We start from the raw sequence: 18,964 nt of genomic DNA on the forward strand, positions 1-18,964 counted from the left end.
CTGTGTCCCCGCAGGACGAGGCGGGACCACCGACCGGCCGCCGGGACAAGGCCGCGCGCGCCGAGCCGAGGAGACACCCCCCGGCGGCCCCGCGCCCCCACCCCCCGCCCCGACCCCGCCCAGGCGGCCAAACCCCAACCCCGCCAGGGCACACCTCCCAGCGGTAACTGGGGCAGCCTGGCCACCCGCCCGCAGCCGCAAGGACAACCGCACCCGCCCGGCCAGGGCAGAGGCGGCCAAACCCCCCAGCGGTAGCTGGGCGCCAGCGACCCGCACACGGAAACGGGCCGGGCCCGGTGCCCCCGTGGGGGAACCGGGCCCGGCCCGTGACTGCCGACTGCGCGGCGGCGCCTAGTTGTCGTCCTCGTCGATCAGGAAGCCCCGCATCGGCGACGGCGCCTGCATCGGCTGCGGCGCAGCCGGCCGGACCGGAGCCATCGGCTGGGTCATCGCCGGGGACATCTGCTGCTGGCCGCCGTAGGACGGACCGGCACCCATCGGGGAGGGACCGCCCATGGACGGACCGCCCATGGCGTGGCCCATCGCACCGGCCGGGGCCATCGACGGAGACGGCGACGGCGGCAGCGCGGGACCGGCCGGGTTGCGCGGCGGGGCCAGCGAGTCGTCCGCCTGGGTCTCCAGCTGGCGCAGCTGCGACTCCAGGTAGGACTTCAGACGCGTACGGTACTCACGCTCGAAGCCCCGCAGGTCCTCGACCTTGCGCTCCAGCGTGGCGCGGGCGGACTCCAGGGAGCCCATCGCGACGCGGTGCTTCTCCTGCGCGTCCCGCTCCAGCGCGTCGGCCTTGGCGCGGGCGTCCCGCTCCAGGCCCTCGGCGCGCGACCGGGCCTCGCCGACGATCTTGTTGGCCTCGGAGCGGGCCTCCGCGATCGCCTGGTCGGCGGTCTGCTGCGCCAGCGACAGGACGCGCGCGGCGCTGTCGCCACCGGGGCCCTGCTGCGGGAGCTGCGGCTGCTGCATCTGCTGCATGGGCTGGCCCATGGGCTGCATCTGCTGACCCATCGGCTGCATCTGCTGGCCCATCGGCTGCATCTGCTGACCGAGCGGGTTCTGGCCGCCCATCGACTGCTGCTGGCCCATGGGCTGCTGGCCCATGCCCTGCGGTCCGCCCATGGGGTGCTGCTGCATCGGGCCGCCCATGGGGCCGCCCATCGGGCCGGGGCCCTGCTGGCCCTGGCCGCCGGGGCCCGGCGGGAGCTGCGGTGCGCCGCCCGGCAGCTGGGGCGGGCCCATCTGCGGGTTCTGCTGCTGCGGCGGGCCGGATATGGCCGCGGGCACGGGGGCGCCGGGGCCGCGCTGGTCCTGGGGCTCGGGCTTGCGCATGCCCTGCTGCTGCTGGCTCTGCGCGGCGGCGCGCGTGGCGGCGGCCAGCTTGGCGCGCAGGTCCTCGTTCTCGCGCAGCAGGCGCGTCAGTTCGGACTCGACCTCGTCGAGGAAGGCATCGACCTCGTCCTCGTCATAGCCTTCTCGGAGGCGGACGGTCGTGAACTGCTTGTTCCGCACGTCCTCAGGAGTCAGCGGCATGTCTTCTTCACCTCTACGTAGTCGTCGGCAGTCGGCAAGACCGTATCGGGACCGTCCCCGCGCGTACGGGGAAGCTCATCGTTCACACGCTTCTCGCAGCGGTGCTCACGAAGCTGATGAGGATGTAAACGATGATCATCAGAACGAAGAAGGACAGGTCGAGTGCCACGCCGCCGAGACGCAACGGCGGAATGAACCGCCGCAGGAGCTTGAGCGGTGGATCGGTGACAGTGTAGGTGGCCTCCAGAACGACCACCATCGCCTTGCCGGGTGTCCATGAACGTGCGAACTGGAACACATAGTCCATGACCAGTCGGAAGATCAACACGATCAGGAAGCACATCAGCACGACGTAGACCACTTGCAGTGCGATGCCCATCCCGTGCTTTCCTCTCCCCGTTTTCCGATCTGTTCCCGGTCCCGTATCTGACGGATCGGTCTAGCTTTGGTTGAAGAACCCGCCCTCCGCGATGCGGGCCTTGTCCTCCGCCGTGACATCGACGTTAGCAGGCGACAGCAGGAACACCTTCTGTGTCACGCGTTCAATGCTGCCGTGCAGACCGAACACGAGTCCGGCGGCGAAGTCCACGAGACGCTTCGCATCCGTGTCGTCCATCTCCGTGAGATTCATGATCACCGGAGTGCCCTCACGGAAGTGTTCCCCGATGGTACGGGCCTCGTTGTAGGTCCGGGGGTGCAGTGTCGTGATGCGGTACGGCTCCCGCTCGGAGACGACCTTGGGCATGATCACGGGGGCGTTCTTCTCCAGGTTCGTGCGATCAGGTGTGATGGATGCCACGGGGGCAATTCGCGCAGGACGTCCGTTTTCCACCGGAATTGGGATGGGTTCCCGCTGCGCCGGAGGCTGTACGGCTCGTACCGGTTCGTCCGATACGGGCGACTGGTGCACGGGCTGCTGTCGGCGATCCCGCTCCCGAGCCCGCTCCATCTCCGGCTCGGGCTCGAACTCGTCGTCGGGGTCGTACCCCGGGTTGTCGTACCGGTCGTCCTCCACGAGGCCGAGGTAGACCGCCATCTTGCGCATCGCGCCGGCCATTCTCCGAGTCCTCCGCTCTGTGGTGGATCGCCCTGTCGCAGGTGCCGCCGTGTCACGAATGTCACCAACTGCCCGCGATCCACGTGGTCTGCCCGCTCATCGGCGGGAATGACCATATTTTCTGCTGTGGTCCGACTTTCTTCGCGACGTTACCCGAGCCGGGGTCTCGCGCCGAGTACCGCAGTGCCGACGCGTACATGTGTCGCACCGGCCGCAACGGCCTGTTCCAGGTCTGCGCTCATCCCGGCCGACACCATCGTGGCAGTCGGATGGTCCGCGCGCAGGCGGGATGACAATTCCACCAACCGCTCGAAGGCGGCCTGTTCGCGTCCCGCGTAGTGGCCGGACAGGGGTGCGACGGTCATCAGTCCGTCGATCCGCAGTCCGGGCGCCGCGGCGACGAGGTCCGCCAACTCCGCGAGCTGCTCCGGCGAGGCCCCGCCCCGGGTCCCCCGCTCGCCCGACTCGGCGTCGAGGGCGATCTGGACGAGGCAGCCGATCTCACGGCCCGCGTTCACCGCGGCCGCCGAGAGGGCGGTCACCAGGCGGGGCCGGTCGACCGACTGCACCACGTGCGCGTATCCCGCCACGGAACGGACTTTGTTGGTCTGCAACTGACCGACGAAATGCCAGCTGAGTGGCAGATCCGCGCAGGCCGCGGCCTTGGGGGCGGCATCCTGGTCGCGGTTCTCGGCAACATGGCGGACGCCCAGCTCCGCCAGCAGTCGTACGTCGCCGGCCGGGTAGGTCTTGGTGACCACGATGAGGGTCACCTCCTCCCGCCCGCGGCCCGCCGCCGCGCAGGCGGACGAGATGCGTTCCTCCACCCGCGCCAGGTTCTCGGCGAGCTCCGACTTACGATCCGTCATTCTTCTTTTCCCCCGGGAGTCCGGGGGTCTCCCCCCGGGAAAGCTCCGTCAACCAGACATATCCGGCAAGCCGTCCGGTCACCCGGTCACGGCGGTACGAGAAATGGTCCCGCGACTCCAGTGTGCAGACAGGGGAACGGGCTCCGTCCACCACCCCCGCCTCCGCGAGCTGGGCGTGCACCCCCGCGACCACGTCGACCGCCGGTGTCCCCCAACTGGTTTCGGCCCGGGCGGCGGGCACCGACTCCGCCACCGACTCCCGCATCCCGGCCGGCACCTCGTAACAGCGTCCGCAGACCGCGGGTCCGGTACGGGCGACGATCCGCGCGGGTTCGGCACCGAGGGAGACCATCGCCTCCACCGCGGCCTGCACCACCCCGGCGACCAGACCGGGCCGCCCGGCGTGGGCGGCTCCGACGACCCCGGCGACGGGGTCCGCCAGCAGGACCGGCGTGCAGTCGGCGGTGAGCACGGCGAGGGCGAGCCCCCGACGGGCGGTCACCAGCGCGTCCACCGCCGGGATCTGCGCGTCCGGTCCCCAGGGACCGTCGACGACCGCCACGTCCCGGCCGTGCACCTGGTTCATCCAGACCACCCGGTCCGGGTCGAGTCCCAGGGACCGGGCCGCCAGGGCCCGGTTCGCGAGAACGGCGGCCGGGTCGTCTCCGACCGCGCCGCCGAGGTTGAGCTCTTCGTACGGAACGGCGCTCACTCCGCCCCACCGGTCGGTGAAGGCGAAGTGGGCGCCGCCCACGTGATGCTGCTCCGGTGTCACTTCAAGAAGTCCGGAACGTCCAGTTCCTCGGCCGGGCTGTCCTGGTACGGCCGGGCCGTGGGGACCTGCGGCGCGGGGGCCTGGGCCTCGACCGGGGCCGGCTCGACGGGAGCCGGGGGCTCCTCGCGCGGCGGGACCGTGCCGAGTCCGCCGAAGGCCGGGCGGACCGGCTCGGGGGCACGGACCGGTGCCGGGGCCGGCTCCTCGCGCTTCGTGGACGCGGCGCCGATGACGTTGTCCCGGCGGGCCGGGGGCTGTCCGCCGTCGAACCCGGCCGCGATGACGGTGACCCGTACCTCGTCGCCGAGCGCGTCGTCGATGACGGCGCCGAAGATGATGTTCGCCTCGGGGTGCGCCGCCTCGCTCACCAGCTGCGCGGCCTCGTTGATCTCGAAGAGACCGAGGTCGGAGCCGCCGGAGATGGAGAGCAGCACGCCGCGTGCGCCGTCGATGGACGCCTCCAGCAGCGGCGAGGAGATCGCCATCTCGGCGGCGGCCACGGCGCGGTCGTCGCCGCGGGCGGAGCCGATGCCCATCAGGGCCGAGCCGGCCTCGGACATCACGGACTTGACGTCGGCGAAGTCGAGGTTGATCAGACCCGGGGTGGTGATGAGGTCGGTGATGCCCTGGACACCGGACAGCAGGACCTGGTCCGCCGACTTGAAGGCGTCCAGGACGCTGACCTGGCGGTCCGAGATGGACAGCAGGCGGTCGTTGGGGATGACGATGAGGGTGTCGACCTCTTCGCGGAGCTCGGCGATGCCGTCCTCCGCCTGGTTCGCGCGGCGCCGGCCCTCGAAGGTGAACGGCCGGGTGACCACACCGATCGTCAGGGCGCCGAGCGAGCGCGCGATGTTGGCGACGACGGGTGCGCCGCCGGTACCGGTGCCGCCGCCCTCACCGGCGGTGACGAAGACCATGTCGGCCCCCTTGAGGACCTCCTCGATCTCCTCGCGGTGGTCCTCTGCCGCCTTGCGACCGACCGCCGGGTTGGCGCCGGCGCCGAGGCCGCGGGTGAGTTCGCGGCCGACGTCGAGCTTGACGTCGGCGTCGCTCATCAACAGCGCCTGCGCGTCCGTGTTGATGGCGATGAACTCGACGCCCTTGAGACCGACCTCGATCATTCGGTTGATGGCATTGACACCACCGCCGCCGACACCGATGACCTTGATGACTGCGAGGTAGTTCTGCGGTGCTGCCACGTCGAAGGCCTCTCGCCTCGAGTTACGTGTCGCCGCCTCGCGGGCCTGCGTTGCGACGACTGATGCCGAAATAGGGACGGTCCGAACGCGCCGACCCGAACCCTCACCCTGAAGTTTAGGGTTAGGGGTGTGTCTGTTCCCTGGACTCTTCCGAACAGGACACTAAGTCGACAAGTAGCGCGTGTTCAACGAACACGCCGAACCTCCCGTTTTTCTTTTCACCCTATGTGATCACCCGTATCGCTGGCCAACCAGGGTGCGCCGCTGTTCGACCTGACGTCAACTCCCGGTCGCCGCAGGGGCGGTGGGAACGCTCACGTCGAAGTGACCGGCCTTCGGTGCGGCTTTCAGCAAAGCGGTCAGCGCACGCCCCTTCGCGTCGCTCTGTTCACCACTGCCCCACCGAACGGACCGGCCTCCGGTCAGCTCCAGCACGATCGAATCGTAGGAACCCACCTTGACCTGCACCGTCTCCTTCGCGATCGGGGCCGGAAGGGATCCGGCGACGAGCACGGCCTCGTGCAGCAGCCGGTCTTCGTCGAAGCGGCGGGCGCTCGGGGAGCCCGCCGCGTTCAATTCGAGGACCGGAACGCCCGCGGGTGCTTTCGGAACCGTGTCGAATCGCACACCCGATGCGTCCACTTCCACGAAGTTGGCGTCCTTTTTGATGAGCAGGACGGGTTTGCGCTCCGTCACCTTGAGTCCGATTCCGTGCGGCCAGGCCCGCACCGCATCGACCGAATCGATGCGGGGCAGACGGCCGCGCACACGGCTCTCGATCTCGTCCGTGTCGACGCTCACGAGGGGCGCGCCGACGGGCACGGCCGCGGCGGAGAGGACCTGCTCGGGCGTGAGCACCTCCGTACCGGTGGCCGTGACCCGCTCGACGCGGAGCCAGGAGGACCCGTAGAGGACCCAGGCGCCGCCGGAGGCGAGGAGTACCGCCGCGGCCAGGGAGGCCAGCACAGGACCCCGGCGCAGGTATGCGCCGGGGCCCCGCGCGGCGGTCCTCTTCGGGGCCTTCGAGGACTTGGGGCCCTTGGGTGGCTTGGGAGAGCCGGCGCCCTTGCGGGGCGACCGGCCGGGCCGATCGGAAGACGGTGTTCCGCGCTGTGCGGTCCTCGCTCCGGCCACTCCTGTGCCTCCTGCGTCCGTGCTCCCCGCGTCAGCGGGCTCGGTGGGCTGCGATCGCCTCGTACACCATGCCGACCAGCAGCTCGTCGGCGTCCCGGCGGCCGAACTCACCGGCGGCGCGGGACATCTCGTACAGGCGGTGCGGATCGGACAGCACCGGGAGGACCTGGCCGAGCACCCAGTCGGGCGTCAGTTCCGCGTCGTCCACGAGCAGGCCGCCGCCGGCCTTGACCACCGGCTGGGCGTTGAGCCGCTGTTCGCCGTTGCCGATCGGCAGCGGGACGTAGGCGGCGGGCAGCCCGACGGCGGACAGTTCGGCGACGGTCATCGCTCCCGCGCGGCACAGCATCATGTCGGCGGCGGCGTACGCGAGATCCATCCGGTCCACGTACGGTACCGGCACATAGGGCGGCATCCCGGGCATGTTGTCGACACGCGGCAGTTCGTTCTTCGGGCCGACGGCATGCAGGATCTGCACGCCGGAGCGCTGCAGGGTCGGAGCGACCTGCTGGATGGTCTCGTTGAGGCGTCGTGCGCCCTGCGAGCCGCCGGAGACCAGCAGCGTGGGCAGGTTGGGGTCCAGGCCGAAGGCGGCGCGCGCCTCGGGGCGTACGGCGGCCCGGTCGAGGGTGGAGATGGAGCGGCGCAGCGGGATGCCCACGTAGCGGGCGCCGCGCAGCTTGCTGTCGGGCGTGGAGACCGCGACGGCGTGCGCGTACCGGGAGCCGATCTTGTTGGCCAGTCCGGGCCGGGCGTTGGCCTCGTGGACGATGATCGGCACGCCGAGCCGCTTGGCCGCGAGGTAGCCGGGCAGGGCCACGTAGCCGCCGAAGCCGACGACGCAGTCGGCCTTGGTGCGCAGGAGGATCTCCTCCGCAGCCTTGATGGTGCCGCGCAGCCGTCCGGGGACGGTGATCAGCTCGGGGGTGGGCTTGCGGGGCAGCGGTACGGCGGGGATCAGCCCGAGTTCGTAGCCGCGCTCCGGTACCAGGCGGGTTTCGAGTCCGCGCTCGGTGCCCAGGGCGGTGATGCCCACTGAAGGGTCCTGCCTGCGCAGGGCGTCCGCGAGGGCGAGCGCCGGCTCGATGTGGCCGGCGGTCCCCCCACCGGCGAGTACGACATGCACCGAAATTCACCGCTCTCCGGACGGACGCTTCTTGACGCGCCGTCTCATCGACTTCCATCTCACCCCGGTCCGCCTCCAGCCGGTCTTCGGCTGTCGCATCGCGAGGGCCGCGCGCGCGGCGGGCTCCTCCCGCGCGAAGGCGATGAGCAGTCCGACCGCGAACATGGTCGGCAGCAGGGCGGACCCCCCGTAGGAGAACAGCGGGAGCGGGACACCGGCGATCGGCAGCAGACCGAGCACCGCACCGATGTTGATCACGGCCTGGGCCGTGATCCAGGTGGTCACGCCTCCCGCGGCAAACCGTACGAAGGAGTCCTCCGTGCGTCCGGCCACGCGGATACCCGCATAGCCTAGAGCCGCGAACAGGGCGAGCACCGACAGCGTCCCCGCCAGTCCCAGTTCCTCCCCCGTGATGGCGAAGATGAAGTCGGTGTGGGCTTCGGGTAGTTGACCCCATTTTTCCACACTTGCACCCAGTCCGGAACCGAACCAGCCACCTGATGCGAGGGCGTAGATCCCGTGGACGGCCTGCCAGCAAAGGTCGTTCTTGCCCGGTTCTGTCGCACCGATGCACTCCAGTCGGTCCATCCGGTGCGGGCTGGTCCTGATGAGCAGTGCGACGATCGCACCCGCGAAGGCCAGTACGCCGACGAACATCCGCGTGGGGGCCCCCGCGAGCCAGAGCAGGCCGAACAGGATGGCGCCGAGGATCATCGCGGTGCCCATGTCCCCGCCCAGCATGATGAGCCCGAGCAGCAGGAAGGCCACGGGGACCAGCGGCACGAGCAGGTGCTTCCACTGGCTCAGCAGCCCCTTGTCCCCCTTGCGGGCCAGCAGGTCGGCGCCCCAGAGGATCAGCGCCAGCTTGCCGAACTCACTGGGCTGCAGCATGAACGGGCCGCCGAGGGAGATCCAGTTCTGGTTGCCGTTGATGGAGACCCCTATCCCGGGGACCTGGACCAGCACCATCAGGAAGAGCGTGCCGGCCAGCACCGGATAGGACAGCGCCCGGTGCAGCTTCACCGGCATCCGCGAGGCGGCCAGCAGCAGGACCGCACCGATCAGGGCGGCCAGGAACTGCTTCTTGAAGAAGTAGGCATCGCCCAGGCCCAGCTGGAGCGCCTTGATCATGGAGGCGGAGTACACCATCACCAGACCGAGCACGGTGATGAGCAGCGAACTGCCGAAAATCAGGTAATACGCCGTGAGTGGCCGGTCCCAGGCCCTGCGCAACTGCTCCTGCGTACGCCGGAGTCCGGCCAGCGGCCCGCGCCCGGCGGGTCGCGCCGGGCGCTTCACCTTCACCCCGGGGCGCTTGCGGCCCTGCGCCTTCACGGCGGACGGCCGCCGCCCCGGCAGCATCTGCTTGGCCGGCATCTGTGATCTTCCCCTCCACTCGTACGAGGCGAGCATCCGGCCGGAGGGAACCTGTCCGGCGCCCCCGGCTAGGCCGTGTCCGCGGCGTTCTCGGCGGCCAGTTCACGTACCGCGTCGGCGAACGCTTCCCCGCGCCTGTTGTAGTTCGCGAACATGTCCATCGATGCGCAGGCGGGTGCCAGCAGAACCGTGTCGCCGGGCTCGGCGAGCGCGGCCGCCTCCCGGACCGCTGCGAGCATCGCCCCAGTGTCGGTCCGGTCGAGGTCGACGACCGGGACCTCGGGGGCGTGTCGCGCCAGTGCCTCCGCGATCAACGCCCGGTCGGCGCCGATCAGGACGACACCGCGCATCCGCGCGGCCGACTTCTGCACGAGCTCGTCGAAGGTCGCGCCCTTGGCGAGGCCGCCGGCGATCCAGACGACCTTGTCGAAGGAGGCGAGGGAGGCTTCCGCCGCGTGGGTGTTGGTGGCCTTGGAGTCGTCGACGTAGACGACCGAGCCGACCTCGTCCACCCGGGCGACCCGGTGGGCGTCCGGACGGAAGTCGCGCAGCCCGTCGCGGACCGCGCGCGGCTCCACGCCGAAGGCGCGGGCCAGGGCCGCGGCGGCGAGCGCGTTGGCGATGTTGTGCGGCGCCGCCGGGTTGACGTCCTTGACCTCGGCGAGCTCCTGGGCGTTCTTCTGCCGGTTCTCCACGAAGGCCCGGTCGACGAGGATGCCGTCGACGACTCCGAGCATGGAGGGGCCGGGCGCGCCGAGGGTGAAGCCGATCGCGCGGCAGCCCTCCTCGACGTCGGCCTCGACGACGAGGTCCTCGGTGGCCTTGTCGGCGACGTTGTAGACGCAGGCGACCGTGTTGCCCTCGTAGATGCGGCCCTTGTCGGCGGCGTACGCCTGCATCGAGCCGTGCCAGTCGAGGTGGTCGGGGGCCAGGTTGAGGACGGCTCCCGAGTGGACGCGCAGCGAGGGCGCCCAGTGCAGCTGGTAGCTGGAGAGTTCGACGGCGAGCACGTCGAACTGCTGCTCGCCGAGGACCACGTCGATGATCGGGGTCCCGATGTTGCCGACGGCGGCGGTGCGCAGCCCGGCGGCCTTCAGGATCGACGCGAGCATCTGCACGGTGGTGGTCTTGCCGTTGGTACCGGTCACGGCGAGCCATTCGGCGGGCCCGGCCGGGGCCGCGTCGGCCCCCTCGCCGGTGCCGGCGGCCGCGGCCCCGCGGGCGGCGCGCAGTTCCACGCCCGCCGGGCGCAGCCGCCAGGCGACCTCGACGTCGCCGACGACGTCGACGCCCGCCTCGGCGGCGGCCAGGAAGAGCGGGCTCTGCGGCGGCCAGCCGGGCGAGGTGACGACCAGTTCGGTGCCCTCGGGGAGGGTCTCACCGGCTCGGGCACCGTCGGGCAGGTGACCGAGGCGGACCTCGATGCCCAGTTCCGTGAGCTCGGCCGCCCTGGCCCGGTGCGCGTCGCCGTCGCCGTTGTCCACGACGGTCACGCGGGCGCCCAGCCCGGCCAGGGCCCGGGCGGCGCTGATACCGCTGATGCCGAGGCCGGCCACGGTGATCCGGCCCGGCAGGCCGAACCGGCCCAGGGCGTCGGGGCCGAGCAGGCCGGCCAAGTCGGAGGCGCTCACTTGTCGGCTGCCCATCCCGCGTAGAAGATGCCGAGACCCACGATGACGCACATGCCCTGGATGATCCAGAAGCGGACCACGACGAGGACCTCGGACCAGCCCTTGAGTTCGAAGTGGTGCTGGAGCGGCGCCATCCGGAAGACCCGCTTGCCGGTCAGCTTGAAGGAGCCGACCTGGATGACGACCGACATCGTGATGAGCACGAAGAGGCCGCCGAGGAGCGCCACCAGGAGCTCCGTGCGGGAGCAGATGGCGAGGCCCGAGAGCGCGCCGCCGAGAGCCAGCGAGCCGGTGTCGCCCATGAAGATCTTGGCGGGCGAGGTGTTCCACCACAGGAAGCCGAAGCAGGCGCCCATGAGGGCGGAGGCGACGACCGCGAGGTCGAGCGGGTCGCGTACCTCGAAGCAGGCGTTCGGGTTCGTGAGGTCGGCGGCCATCGCGCACGACTCCTGGAACTGCCAGACGCCGATGAAGGTGTAGGCGCCGAAGACCATCACGGCGGCGCCGGTGGCCAGGCCGTCCAGACCGTCGGTCAGGTTCACGCCGTTGGACAGGGCCAGGATCATGAACAGCGCCCAGACCACGAAGAGCACCGGGCCGATCGACCAGCCGAAGTCCGTGACGAACGACAGCTTGGTGGAGGCCGGGGTGAGGTCGCGCGAGTCCTTGAACTGGAGTGCGAGCACCGCGAAGGTGATGCCGACGATCAGCTGGCCGGCCATCTTGGCCTTGGCCCGCAGACCCAGCGAACGCCGCTTGACGATCTTGATGTAGTCGTCGAGGTACCCGACCAGGCCCATGCCGGCCATCAGGAACAGGACAAGCAGACCCGAGAAGCTCGGCTCCGAGCCGGTGAGGATCTTCGTCAGCGCGTACGCGACGAGCGTGGCCAGGATGAAGGAGATACCGCCCATGGTGGGCGTGCCCTTCTTCCCGGCGTGGCCGCGCGGACCGTCGTCGCGGATGAACTGGCCGTAGCCCTTGCGGGCCAGCAGCTTGATCAGCAGCGGCGTTCCGACAACGGTCAGGAACATGCCGATGACACCGGCGAACAGGATCTGCCTCATCGGCCGGTGACCTCGCCCTCGACAGTGCCCTCGAGCAGGGCCTGCGCCACCCGCTCCAGACCGGCCGACCTGGAAGCCTTCACCAGCACGACGTCACCCGGGCGCAGTTCACTGCGCAACAGGTCGACCGCCGCCTGCGCGTCGGACACGAGCACCGACTCCTCACCCCACGAACCCTCGTTATATGCGCCCAGTTGCAGCCAGGAGGCTTCCCTGCCCCCGACCGCGACGAGCTTGCTCACGTTGAGCCGGACGACAAGTCGTCCGACCGCGTCGTGCTCGGCGAGAGCGTCGTCTCCGAGCTCGGCCATCGGGCCGAGCACCGCCCACGTGCGTCCCCCGTTCGCCCTGCCGTCACCGCCCATCGCGGCGAGCGCGCGCAGTGCGGCCCGCATGGACTCCGGGTTCGCGTTGTAGGCGTCGTTGACGATCGTCACACCGTCCGCCCGCTCGGTGACCTCCATCCGCCACCGGGACAGCGTGCCCGCTCCGGAGAGCGCGGTGGCGATCTCCAGGGCGGACATGCCCAGGACATGGGCGACGGCGGCCGCGGCGAGCGCGTTCGACACGTGGTGCTCACCGTACAGGCGCAAGGTCACGTCGCTGCACCCGGTCGGTGTGTGCAGTGTGAAGGAAGGCTGTCCCTTGTCCGTCATGCGGACGTCCGTGGCCCGGATTTCGGCGTCGTCGGCCTCGCCGAACAGCACCGTACGGGCCTTCGTACGCGTGGCCATGGAGCGGACCAGCAGGTCATCGGCGTTGAGCACGGCGACGCCGCCCTCGGCCTCGGCCGGGAGGGCCTCGACGAGTTCGCCCTTGGCCTGGGCGATCTGCTCACGGCCGCCGAACTCGCCGATGTGGGCGGTGCCGACGTTGAGGACCAGACCGATGCGAGGGGGCGTCAGTCCGGTGAGGTAGCGGATGTGTCCGATGCCGCGGGCGCCCATCTCCAGGACGAGGTGCTGGGTGTCCTCGGTGACGCGCAGCGTCGTGATCGGCAGGCCGATCTCGTTGTTGAGGTTTCCGGGGGTCCACACGGTCGGCGCGTGGTGCTGGAGCACCTGCGCGATGAGGTCCTTGGTGGAGGTCTTGCCGGCGGACCCGGTGAGGGCCACGACGTCGGTGCCCAGGCGGGCGACGACGGCCCGGGCGAGCGCGCCGAGGGCGGCCACCACGTCGGGGACGACGACGGCGGGGACGCCGACCGGCCGGGTCGCGAGGACGCCGACGGCACCGGCGGCGATTGCGCGTTCGGCGTAGTCGTGGCCGTCGACCCGTTCGCCGACGAAGGCGGCGAACAGGCTGCCCGGCCGGACCTCGCGGGAGTCGTAGACCACGGGACCGGTGACCTGGACGGACGGATCCGGTATGTCGTGGGGCCGCCCGCCGGTGATGTCGGCGATCTCGGCGAGGGAAAGGGCGATCACTGGTTCACCTCGGCCTGTCGGACCTGGTTCGTTCGGTCGAGCACGAGTTGGCGCTCGATCGCGGCGCGGAGCACCGTACGGTCGTCGAAGGGCCGGACGACCCCTGCGGTGTCCTGGCCCTGTTCGTGGCCCTTGCCCGCCACGAGGACGGTGTCGCCGGGCTCGGCGCGCGCGACGGCCGCGGCGATGGCCGCCGCCCGGTCGGCGTCGACGAGGACGGTGCCGCGCTCGGCGGGCGGTACGGACACGGCGCCGCCGAACATCGCGGCGAGGATCGCGAGCGGGTCCTCGGAGCGCGGGTTGTCGGAGGTCAGGACGGCCACGTCGGCGTACCGGGCGGCCGCGGCGCCCATCGGGGCGCGCTTGGTGGTGTCGCGGTCGCCGCCGCAGCCGAGCACGATGTGCAGCTTGCCGGTGGTGACCTCGCGCAGGGCCCGCAGGACCGACTCCACGGCGTCCGTCTTGTGCGCGTAGTCGACGACGGCGAGGTACGGCTGTCCCGCGTCCACCCGCTCCAGCCGGCCGGGGACCCCGGGCACCGCGGCGACACCGTCGGCGGCGGTCTGCGGGTCGAGGCCGGCGGCGGCGAGCGTGACGATCGCGGCGACGGTGTTGGCGACGTTGAACGGGCCGGGCAGCGGGGCCTTGGCCCGCACCCGCTGTCCCTCGGGCCCGACCAGCGTGAGCGTGGAGTCCATGTGGCCGGTGACGACGTCCTCGGCGCGCCAGTCGGCGGCCCGGTCGCCCGCCGCGGAGAAGGTGACGACCGGGACGGTGGCCTCCTTGGCCAGGCGGCGGCCGTACTCGTCGTCGTAGTTGACCACGCCCAGGCGGGCACGGCGGGGCGTGAACAGCTCCGCCTTCGCCTGGAAGTAGTCCTCCATGTCCGAGTGGAACTCCATGTGCTCGGGGCTCAGGTTGTTGAAGACGGCGACGTCGAAGACGCAGCCGTCGACGCGACCGAGCACCAGGGCGTGGCTGGAGACCTCCATGGCCACGGCCTCGACGCCGCGTTCGCGCATGACCGCGAAGAGGGCCTGCAGGTCGGTGGCCTCGGGGGTGGTCCGCTCGGACTTGATGCGCTCGTCGCCGATGCGCATCTCGACGGTGCCGACCAGACCGGTGCTGCGGCCGGCCGCGCGCAGGCCGCCCTCGACGAGGTACGCCGTGGTGGTCTTGCCGGACGTTCCGGTGATGCCGATCTGGAGCAGGCCTTCGCCGGGGTGGCCGTAGATCGCGGCGGCGAGTTCGCCCATCCGGCCGCGCGGGTCGGCGACGGCCAGCACCGGCAGGCCGGTGGCCGCGGCGCGTTCGGCGCCCGAGGGGTCGGTCAGCACGGCGGCGGCACCGAGGCCTGCGGCCTGGGCGGCGAATGCGGCGCCGTGGGTCCGGGCTCCGGGCAGGGCCGCGTACAGGTCTCCCGGGCGGACCGCACGGGAGTCGTGCGTGATCCCGGTGATCTGCGCAGCGCCTGGTGACGGGACGCCCAGCAGCGTGGCCAGCTCGCCCAGCGGGCTCGGAGCGGCGGACGCGGGCCTGGGGGCTCCCGGCGGCGCTGCCGGGGCGTCTTGCTGGGTGGTTCTGGGCTGATCAGCGTGGGGCACGGCGGTGAGCGTACCGGGCGCGGCGGCCGGGCGGCGAAGTGAGGGCCCGGGCTCGGCTGCGGCGGCCGGTCGGTTCCCGGGTTTCGGGGTGATCGTTGTCACTGATGGTGCCTCACGCTTTTCTGGCGGGCAGGCCGTGGCCGAGGGTCACTGGCCGGGCTGCGGACTGGGCTGCGGGGCGGGCTGCTGGGCGGGCTGCGGGCCGGGCTCGTAGGTGACCGGGAGCCCGGCGGGGGCGGTGCCGGTGGGGGCGACCTGGAGGGTCTTGAGGGCGAACTCCATGACCTTCTTGTAGATGGGGCCGCAGATCTGGCCGCCGAAGTAGCTGCCCTTCGTGGGGTTCTGGATGGCGCAGTAGACGGTGATGCGCGGGTTGTCCGCCGGGGCGAAGCCGGCGAAGGAGGCGGTGTAGCCCTTGTAGCGGCCGGTGGCCGGATCCACCCGGTTGGAGGTTCCGGTCTTGCCGCCGACCCGGTAGCCGGGGATCTTCGCCTTGGTTCCGGTGCCCTCCTGGTCGTCGACGACGGATTCGAGCATCTCGGCGAGGGTCTTGGCGGTCTCCTGGCTGATCACACGGTTCTGCTCGGGCGCCGGGGCCGGGGTGAAGCGGCCGTCGGGGCCCCTGGTGCCGCGGACCAGCGTCGGTGTGATGCGGACCCCGCCGTTGGCGATGGTGGAGTACACGGAGGCCGCCTGCATGGCGTTGAGGGACAGTCCCTGGCCGAAAGGGATCGTGTACTGCTGGGAGGTGGACCAGTTCCGGGGCTCGGCGAGGATGCCGCGGGACTCGCCCGGGTAGTCCAGGCCGGTGGGCCGGCCGATGCCGAACCTGGTCAGGTAGGAGTACAGGACCTCGTTGGCCTCGGACTGGGTGGGACCGAGCTGGCCGGTGGCCAGGATGGTGCCGATGTTGGAGGACTTGGCGAGGACCCCGTTGAGGGTCAGGTACCAGGTCGGGTGGTCGATGTCGTCCTTGAACAGCCGGTCGCCGCGGTGCAGCCGGTTGGGGACCTCGACGCGGGTGTCGGGGGTCGCCTTCTTCTCCTCCAGCACGGCCGCCATCGACATCACCTTGGCGGTGGAGCCTGGCTCGTACACGTCCTGGAGCGCGGCGTTGCCCATCGCCGCCGTACTGGCCCGGGTCAGGTCGTTGGGGTCGAAGCCGGGGGCGTTGGCCATGGCCAGCACCTCGCCGGTGCGGGTGTCCTGGACGATGACGTAGCCGCGGTCGGCCTCGGACTTCTGCACCTGTTCGGCGATGGCGCTCTGCGCCGCCCACTGGATGTCCCGGTCGATGGTCAGCTGGATGTCGTCGCCGGGGACGGCGGGCTTCTCGCTGGAGCCGGCCGTGGGCACTCTGCGGCCGCCGGACTGGGCGTAGGTGATCTCCCCGTCCCGGCCGGCCAGCTTCTTGTCGAGGGAGGACTCCAGGCCGCCGGCGCCCCTGCCCTCGGCGTTGACGTAACCCAGTATCCCGGCGGCGAGGTCCCCGCCCGGGTACACGCGCTTGCTGCTGTCCTCCTTGAACACGCCGGCCAGGACGTTGGCGCCGGGGGCGTTGTTCTTCTTGTCGGCCGTCGCCTTCTCCGAGAAGACACGCTTGAGGTCCTTGATCTGGTTCCAGACCTGCGGGGTCTGGCGCTGGGCGAGGACCACGTACCGGCTGTTCCTGGTCCTGAGCTTCTCCGTGAGCTCCTTGGCGTCCTTGCCGAGGATGGGCGCGAGGAGGGCCGCGGCCTGCTCGGGGGCGTCCGGGGCCTTGCTGTCCTGCGGGGTGAACATCTTCGGGTCTGCGGTGATGTCGTACGCGTCGACGCTGGTGGCGAGGGCCACGCCCCTGCGGTCGGTGATCTCGCCGCGTTCCGCGGCCAGTTTGACGTTGGTGTAGCGGTTCTTGGAGGCCGCGGCGGAGAAGGAGGAGGCGTCGACGGCCTGCACCTGCAGCAGCCGGACGACGAAGGCGAGCATGACAAGGGTCAGTCCCACACCGACCAGGCGCAGCCGGGGCCGGGGGCTGCCGAGCCGGATCGTGTGCGGCGTACGGGGGCCGGCGGGGCGTTGGGTCGCCGGGCGGGAGGCCGGGCGGGCGGTGGCCCGGGGCCGGTCGCCGGGCCGCGAGGGTCCGGCCGGGCCGGGCACCCGCCGTCGCGGCGGCTCCTGCGGGCTCACCCGGCCACCGTCCGCGGCGCGCCGGTACGGGTTCCCCCGCCGGCCCGGTGGGCTTCGTCCGGAGCCGGAGCCGGGGCCGGGGCCTTGGCGCGGCCGGGCCGTGGAGCCGCGTGGGCCGGTGCACCGTGGGGCCCGGCGTACGGGCCCGGGGTGCCGTACCCCGGGGTTCCGTACACGGGGTACGCGCGGGGAGCGCGGGCCCGGACGGGGCCGCCGGAGGCGGGGTCACCTCCCCGCGGTGACCGGGGGCAGGGCGGGGTGGGGTGGGCCCCCGCGGGAATCCGCGTCACGACGTCACCTTCCGGCAGGCTGGTGGGGCTGCGGTGTCGGGCCGGGCGCCGCCGGGGCACCCGGGGGGACGGACTGGTTCGGTGCGGCAGGGGCCGGGGACCGGCCCGGTCCGGACTGCGCGGGCGGCGGGGTCGGGGTCGGTGAGGGCGGTGCTTCGGCGACCGAGACGCTGCCGGAGACCTTGCCGTCCGCGCCGATGAAGACGGGGCTGCCGCCCGGGACCAGGCCCAGTTCGCGTGCTCGGCGCTGGAGGGCGTCGGGGGCCGAGTAGGCGTCCACGTCGCGCTGGAGGGCCTGCTCCTCGTCGGTGAGGGCAGTGGTCTCCTTCTTCAGCCGGCTCAGCTGGAAGGAGCCCTCGTTGAGGGCCGAGTTCAGCAGCAGCAGGCTGATCAGGCCGCCGGCGAGCAGCGCCACGACCAGCAGCACGAACGGCATCCGCGCCGCCTGCCCGCCGGGCCGCGGCCGGGCCGGGCGGGCGCCGAGGGCCCGCCCGATGCGGGCCGCCTGCCCGCGGGTCAGCGTGGCGACCTTCCCGGCCCTGGTCACGGTCGCCCCTCCCGGATGCGCTCGACCCCCCGGAACCTCGCCGGGGCGGCCCGCCGGTTCTCGGCGATCTCCTCCTCGGTCGGCAGCTCCGCGCCGCGGGTGAGCAGTTTGAGCTTCGGCTGGTACTTCTCCGGCACCACCGGCAGCCCGGGCGGGGCGGTGGAGGTCGCACCGGCCGAGAAGACCTGCTTGACCAGGCGGTCCTCCAGCGAGTGGTACGAGAGCACCGCGATCCGGCCGCCGACCGCGATGCGGTCCACCGCTGCCGGGATGGCCCGCTCCAGGCCGGAGAGCTCGCCGTTGACCTCGATCCGCAGCGCCTGGAAGGTGCGCTTCGCAGGATTGCCCCCGGTCCGCTTGGCTGCCTGGGGCAGTGCGTCGCGGATGAGCTCGACCAGCCGGGCGCTGTTGCTGAAGGGGGCCTTCTCGCGCTCCCGGACGATCGCGGACACGATCCGCTTGGCCTGCTTCTCCTCGCCGTACTGGCGCAGGATCCGTACGAGCTCGCCCGGCGCGTAGGTGTTGAGGACCTCGGCGGCGCTGATGCCGGTGGTCTGGTCCATGCGCATGTCCAGCGGGGCGTCCTGCGCGTACGCGAACCCGCGGTCGGCCTCGTCCAGCTGCATGGAGGAGACACCCAGGTCGAAGAGGATGCCCTGGACCGAGGGGAGCCCCAGGCCGTCGAGCACCTCGGCGAGGTCCGCGTAGATCGCGTGGACGAGGGTGGCCCGGTCGCCGAAGGGGGCGAGCCGTTCGCCGGAGAGCCGCAGGGCCTCCTTGTCGCGGTCGAGGCCGATCAGGCGTGCCTCGGGGAACCGGGTCAGCAGGGCCTCGCTGTGGCCGCCGAGGCCGAGGGTGCAGTCGACGACGACGGCCCCGGGCCTCTCCAGCGCCGGGGCCAACAGGTCCAGGCACCGCTGGAGCATCACCGGGACATGTCGGGACTCGCTAGTCAAAGCGCCCTCTCAGATAACGGCGCGGCAGGCGTACGCACCGCCCGCTCCCCCGGCCGGTGAGCGGAAGAGGGCCGGGCCGGTACGTACGCGCCGCGCACGCGGAGTCTTCATCGGTGGCCGGGAGGCCGGTCAGGGCCGGGCTCCGGCCGGTTCGCGTCACTTTAGTGCAACGGTCGCCGCGGTCAACG

Annotated in this window: 16 protein-coding genes; all 16 read right to left on the reverse strand. The window is 71.6% G+C overall.

Features of this window, described 5'->3' with window-relative positions; all coding sequences use genetic code 11:
• Positions 1 to 351 precede the first annotated feature (351 nt).
• The 16 genes from ACIPXC_RS28145 to rsmH all read right to left on the reverse strand — a co-directional run bounded on the left by ACIPXC_RS28145 (position 352) and on the right by rsmH (position 18,746).
• Entirely contained in the window at positions 352 to 1,545 is a 1,194-nt protein-coding gene (locus ACIPXC_RS28145; RefSeq protein WP_401623702.1) for a DivIVA domain-containing protein, read from the reverse strand.
• Positions 1,546 to 1,627: 82 nt separating this feature from the next.
• Positions 1,628 to 1,924 (reverse strand): YggT family protein, encoded by a 297-nt coding sequence (locus ACIPXC_RS28150; protein WP_030664053.1) that lies wholly within the window; start codon positions 1,922 to 1,924, stop codon positions 1,628 to 1,630.
• 60 nt (positions 1,925 to 1,984) lie between these two features.
• Entirely contained in the window at positions 1,985 to 2,602 is a 618-nt protein-coding gene (locus ACIPXC_RS28155; protein ID WP_030031797.1) for a cell division protein SepF, read from the reverse strand.
• A gap of 149 nt (positions 2,603 to 2,751) precedes the next feature.
• A complete protein-coding gene (locus tag ACIPXC_RS28160) occupies positions 2,752 to 3,471 on the reverse strand; it encodes a YggS family pyridoxal phosphate-dependent enzyme (protein WP_401623704.1) in 720 nt (239 codons plus the stop codon).
• Entirely contained in the window at positions 3,458 to 4,246 is a 789-nt protein-coding gene (gene pgeF, locus ACIPXC_RS28165; RefSeq protein WP_401623706.1) for a peptidoglycan editing factor PgeF, read from the reverse strand. The genes ACIPXC_RS28160 and pgeF overlap by 14 nt, the downstream gene beginning before the upstream one ends.
• On the reverse strand, positions 4,243 to 5,448 hold the full coding sequence (gene ftsZ, locus ACIPXC_RS28170) for a cell division protein FtsZ (RefSeq protein WP_401623708.1): 1,206 nt from the start codon (positions 5,446 to 5,448) through the stop codon (positions 4,243 to 4,245). Before ftsZ ends, pgeF begins: the two co-directional genes overlap by 4 nt.
• Positions 5,449 to 5,727: 279 nt before the next feature.
• Positions 5,728 to 6,582 carry a cell division protein FtsQ/DivIB gene (locus tag ACIPXC_RS28175; RefSeq protein ID WP_401623710.1) on the reverse strand — a complete coding sequence of 285 codons (855 nt, stop codon included), beginning with the start codon at positions 6,580 to 6,582 and terminating at the stop codon, positions 5,728 to 5,730.
• A gap of 31 nt (positions 6,583 to 6,613) precedes the next feature.
• Positions 6,614 to 7,708 (reverse strand): undecaprenyldiphospho-muramoylpentapeptide beta-N-acetylglucosaminyltransferase, encoded by a 1,095-nt coding sequence (murG, locus tag ACIPXC_RS28180; RefSeq protein ID WP_046775255.1) that lies wholly within the window; start codon positions 7,706 to 7,708, stop codon positions 6,614 to 6,616.
• 6 nt (positions 7,709 to 7,714) lie between these two features.
• On the reverse strand, positions 7,715 to 9,085 hold the full coding sequence (gene ftsW / locus ACIPXC_RS28185; protein WP_401623712.1) for a putative lipid II flippase FtsW: 1,371 nt from the start codon (positions 9,083 to 9,085) through the stop codon (positions 7,715 to 7,717).
• 68 nt (positions 9,086 to 9,153) lie between these two features.
• Positions 9,154 to 10,731 carry a UDP-N-acetylmuramoyl-L-alanine--D-glutamate ligase gene (gene murD / locus ACIPXC_RS28190; RefSeq protein ID WP_401623714.1) on the reverse strand — a complete coding sequence of 526 codons (1,578 nt, stop codon included), beginning with the start codon at positions 10,729 to 10,731 and terminating at the stop codon, positions 9,154 to 9,156.
• Positions 10,713 to 11,783 carry a phospho-N-acetylmuramoyl-pentapeptide-transferase gene (gene mraY, locus ACIPXC_RS28195; protein WP_350996374.1) on the reverse strand — a complete coding sequence of 357 codons (1,071 nt, stop codon included), beginning with the start codon at positions 11,781 to 11,783 and terminating at the stop codon, positions 10,713 to 10,715. Before mraY ends, murD begins: the two co-directional genes overlap by 19 nt.
• A complete protein-coding gene (gene murF / locus ACIPXC_RS28200) occupies positions 11,780 to 13,210 on the reverse strand; it encodes a UDP-N-acetylmuramoyl-tripeptide--D-alanyl-D-alanine ligase (protein ID WP_401623716.1) in 1,431 nt (476 codons plus the stop codon). Before murF ends, mraY begins: the two co-directional genes overlap by 4 nt.
• On the reverse strand, positions 13,207 to 14,916 hold the full coding sequence (locus ACIPXC_RS28205; RefSeq protein WP_401623718.1) for a UDP-N-acetylmuramoyl-L-alanyl-D-glutamate--2,6-diaminopimelate ligase: 1,710 nt from the start codon (positions 14,914 to 14,916) through the stop codon (positions 13,207 to 13,209). The genes murF and ACIPXC_RS28205 overlap by 4 nt, the downstream gene beginning before the upstream one ends.
• Positions 14,917 to 14,961: 45 nt before the next feature.
• Positions 14,962 to 16,983: a penicillin-binding transpeptidase domain-containing protein gene (locus tag ACIPXC_RS28210; RefSeq protein WP_401623720.1), complete on the reverse strand. Its 2,022-nt coding sequence runs from the start codon at positions 16,981 to 16,983 to the stop codon at positions 14,962 to 14,964.
• Between the two features lie 294 nt (positions 16,984 to 17,277).
• A complete protein-coding gene (locus ACIPXC_RS28215; RefSeq protein WP_401623722.1) occupies positions 17,278 to 17,820 on the reverse strand; it encodes a hypothetical protein in 543 nt (180 codons plus the stop codon).
• Positions 17,817 to 18,746, reverse strand: a complete 930-nt coding sequence (gene rsmH, locus ACIPXC_RS28220; RefSeq protein ID WP_401623801.1) for a 16S rRNA (cytosine(1402)-N(4))-methyltransferase RsmH — start codon at positions 18,744 to 18,746, stop codon at positions 17,817 to 17,819. Before rsmH ends, ACIPXC_RS28215 begins: the two co-directional genes overlap by 4 nt.
• Between the last annotated feature and the right edge of the window lie 218 nt (positions 18,747 to 18,964).

The sequence above is a fragment of the Streptomyces sp. NPDC090021 genome, from assembly GCF_044748225.1.
Classification (GTDB): domain Bacteria; phylum Actinomycetota; class Actinomycetes; order Streptomycetales; family Streptomycetaceae; genus Streptomyces.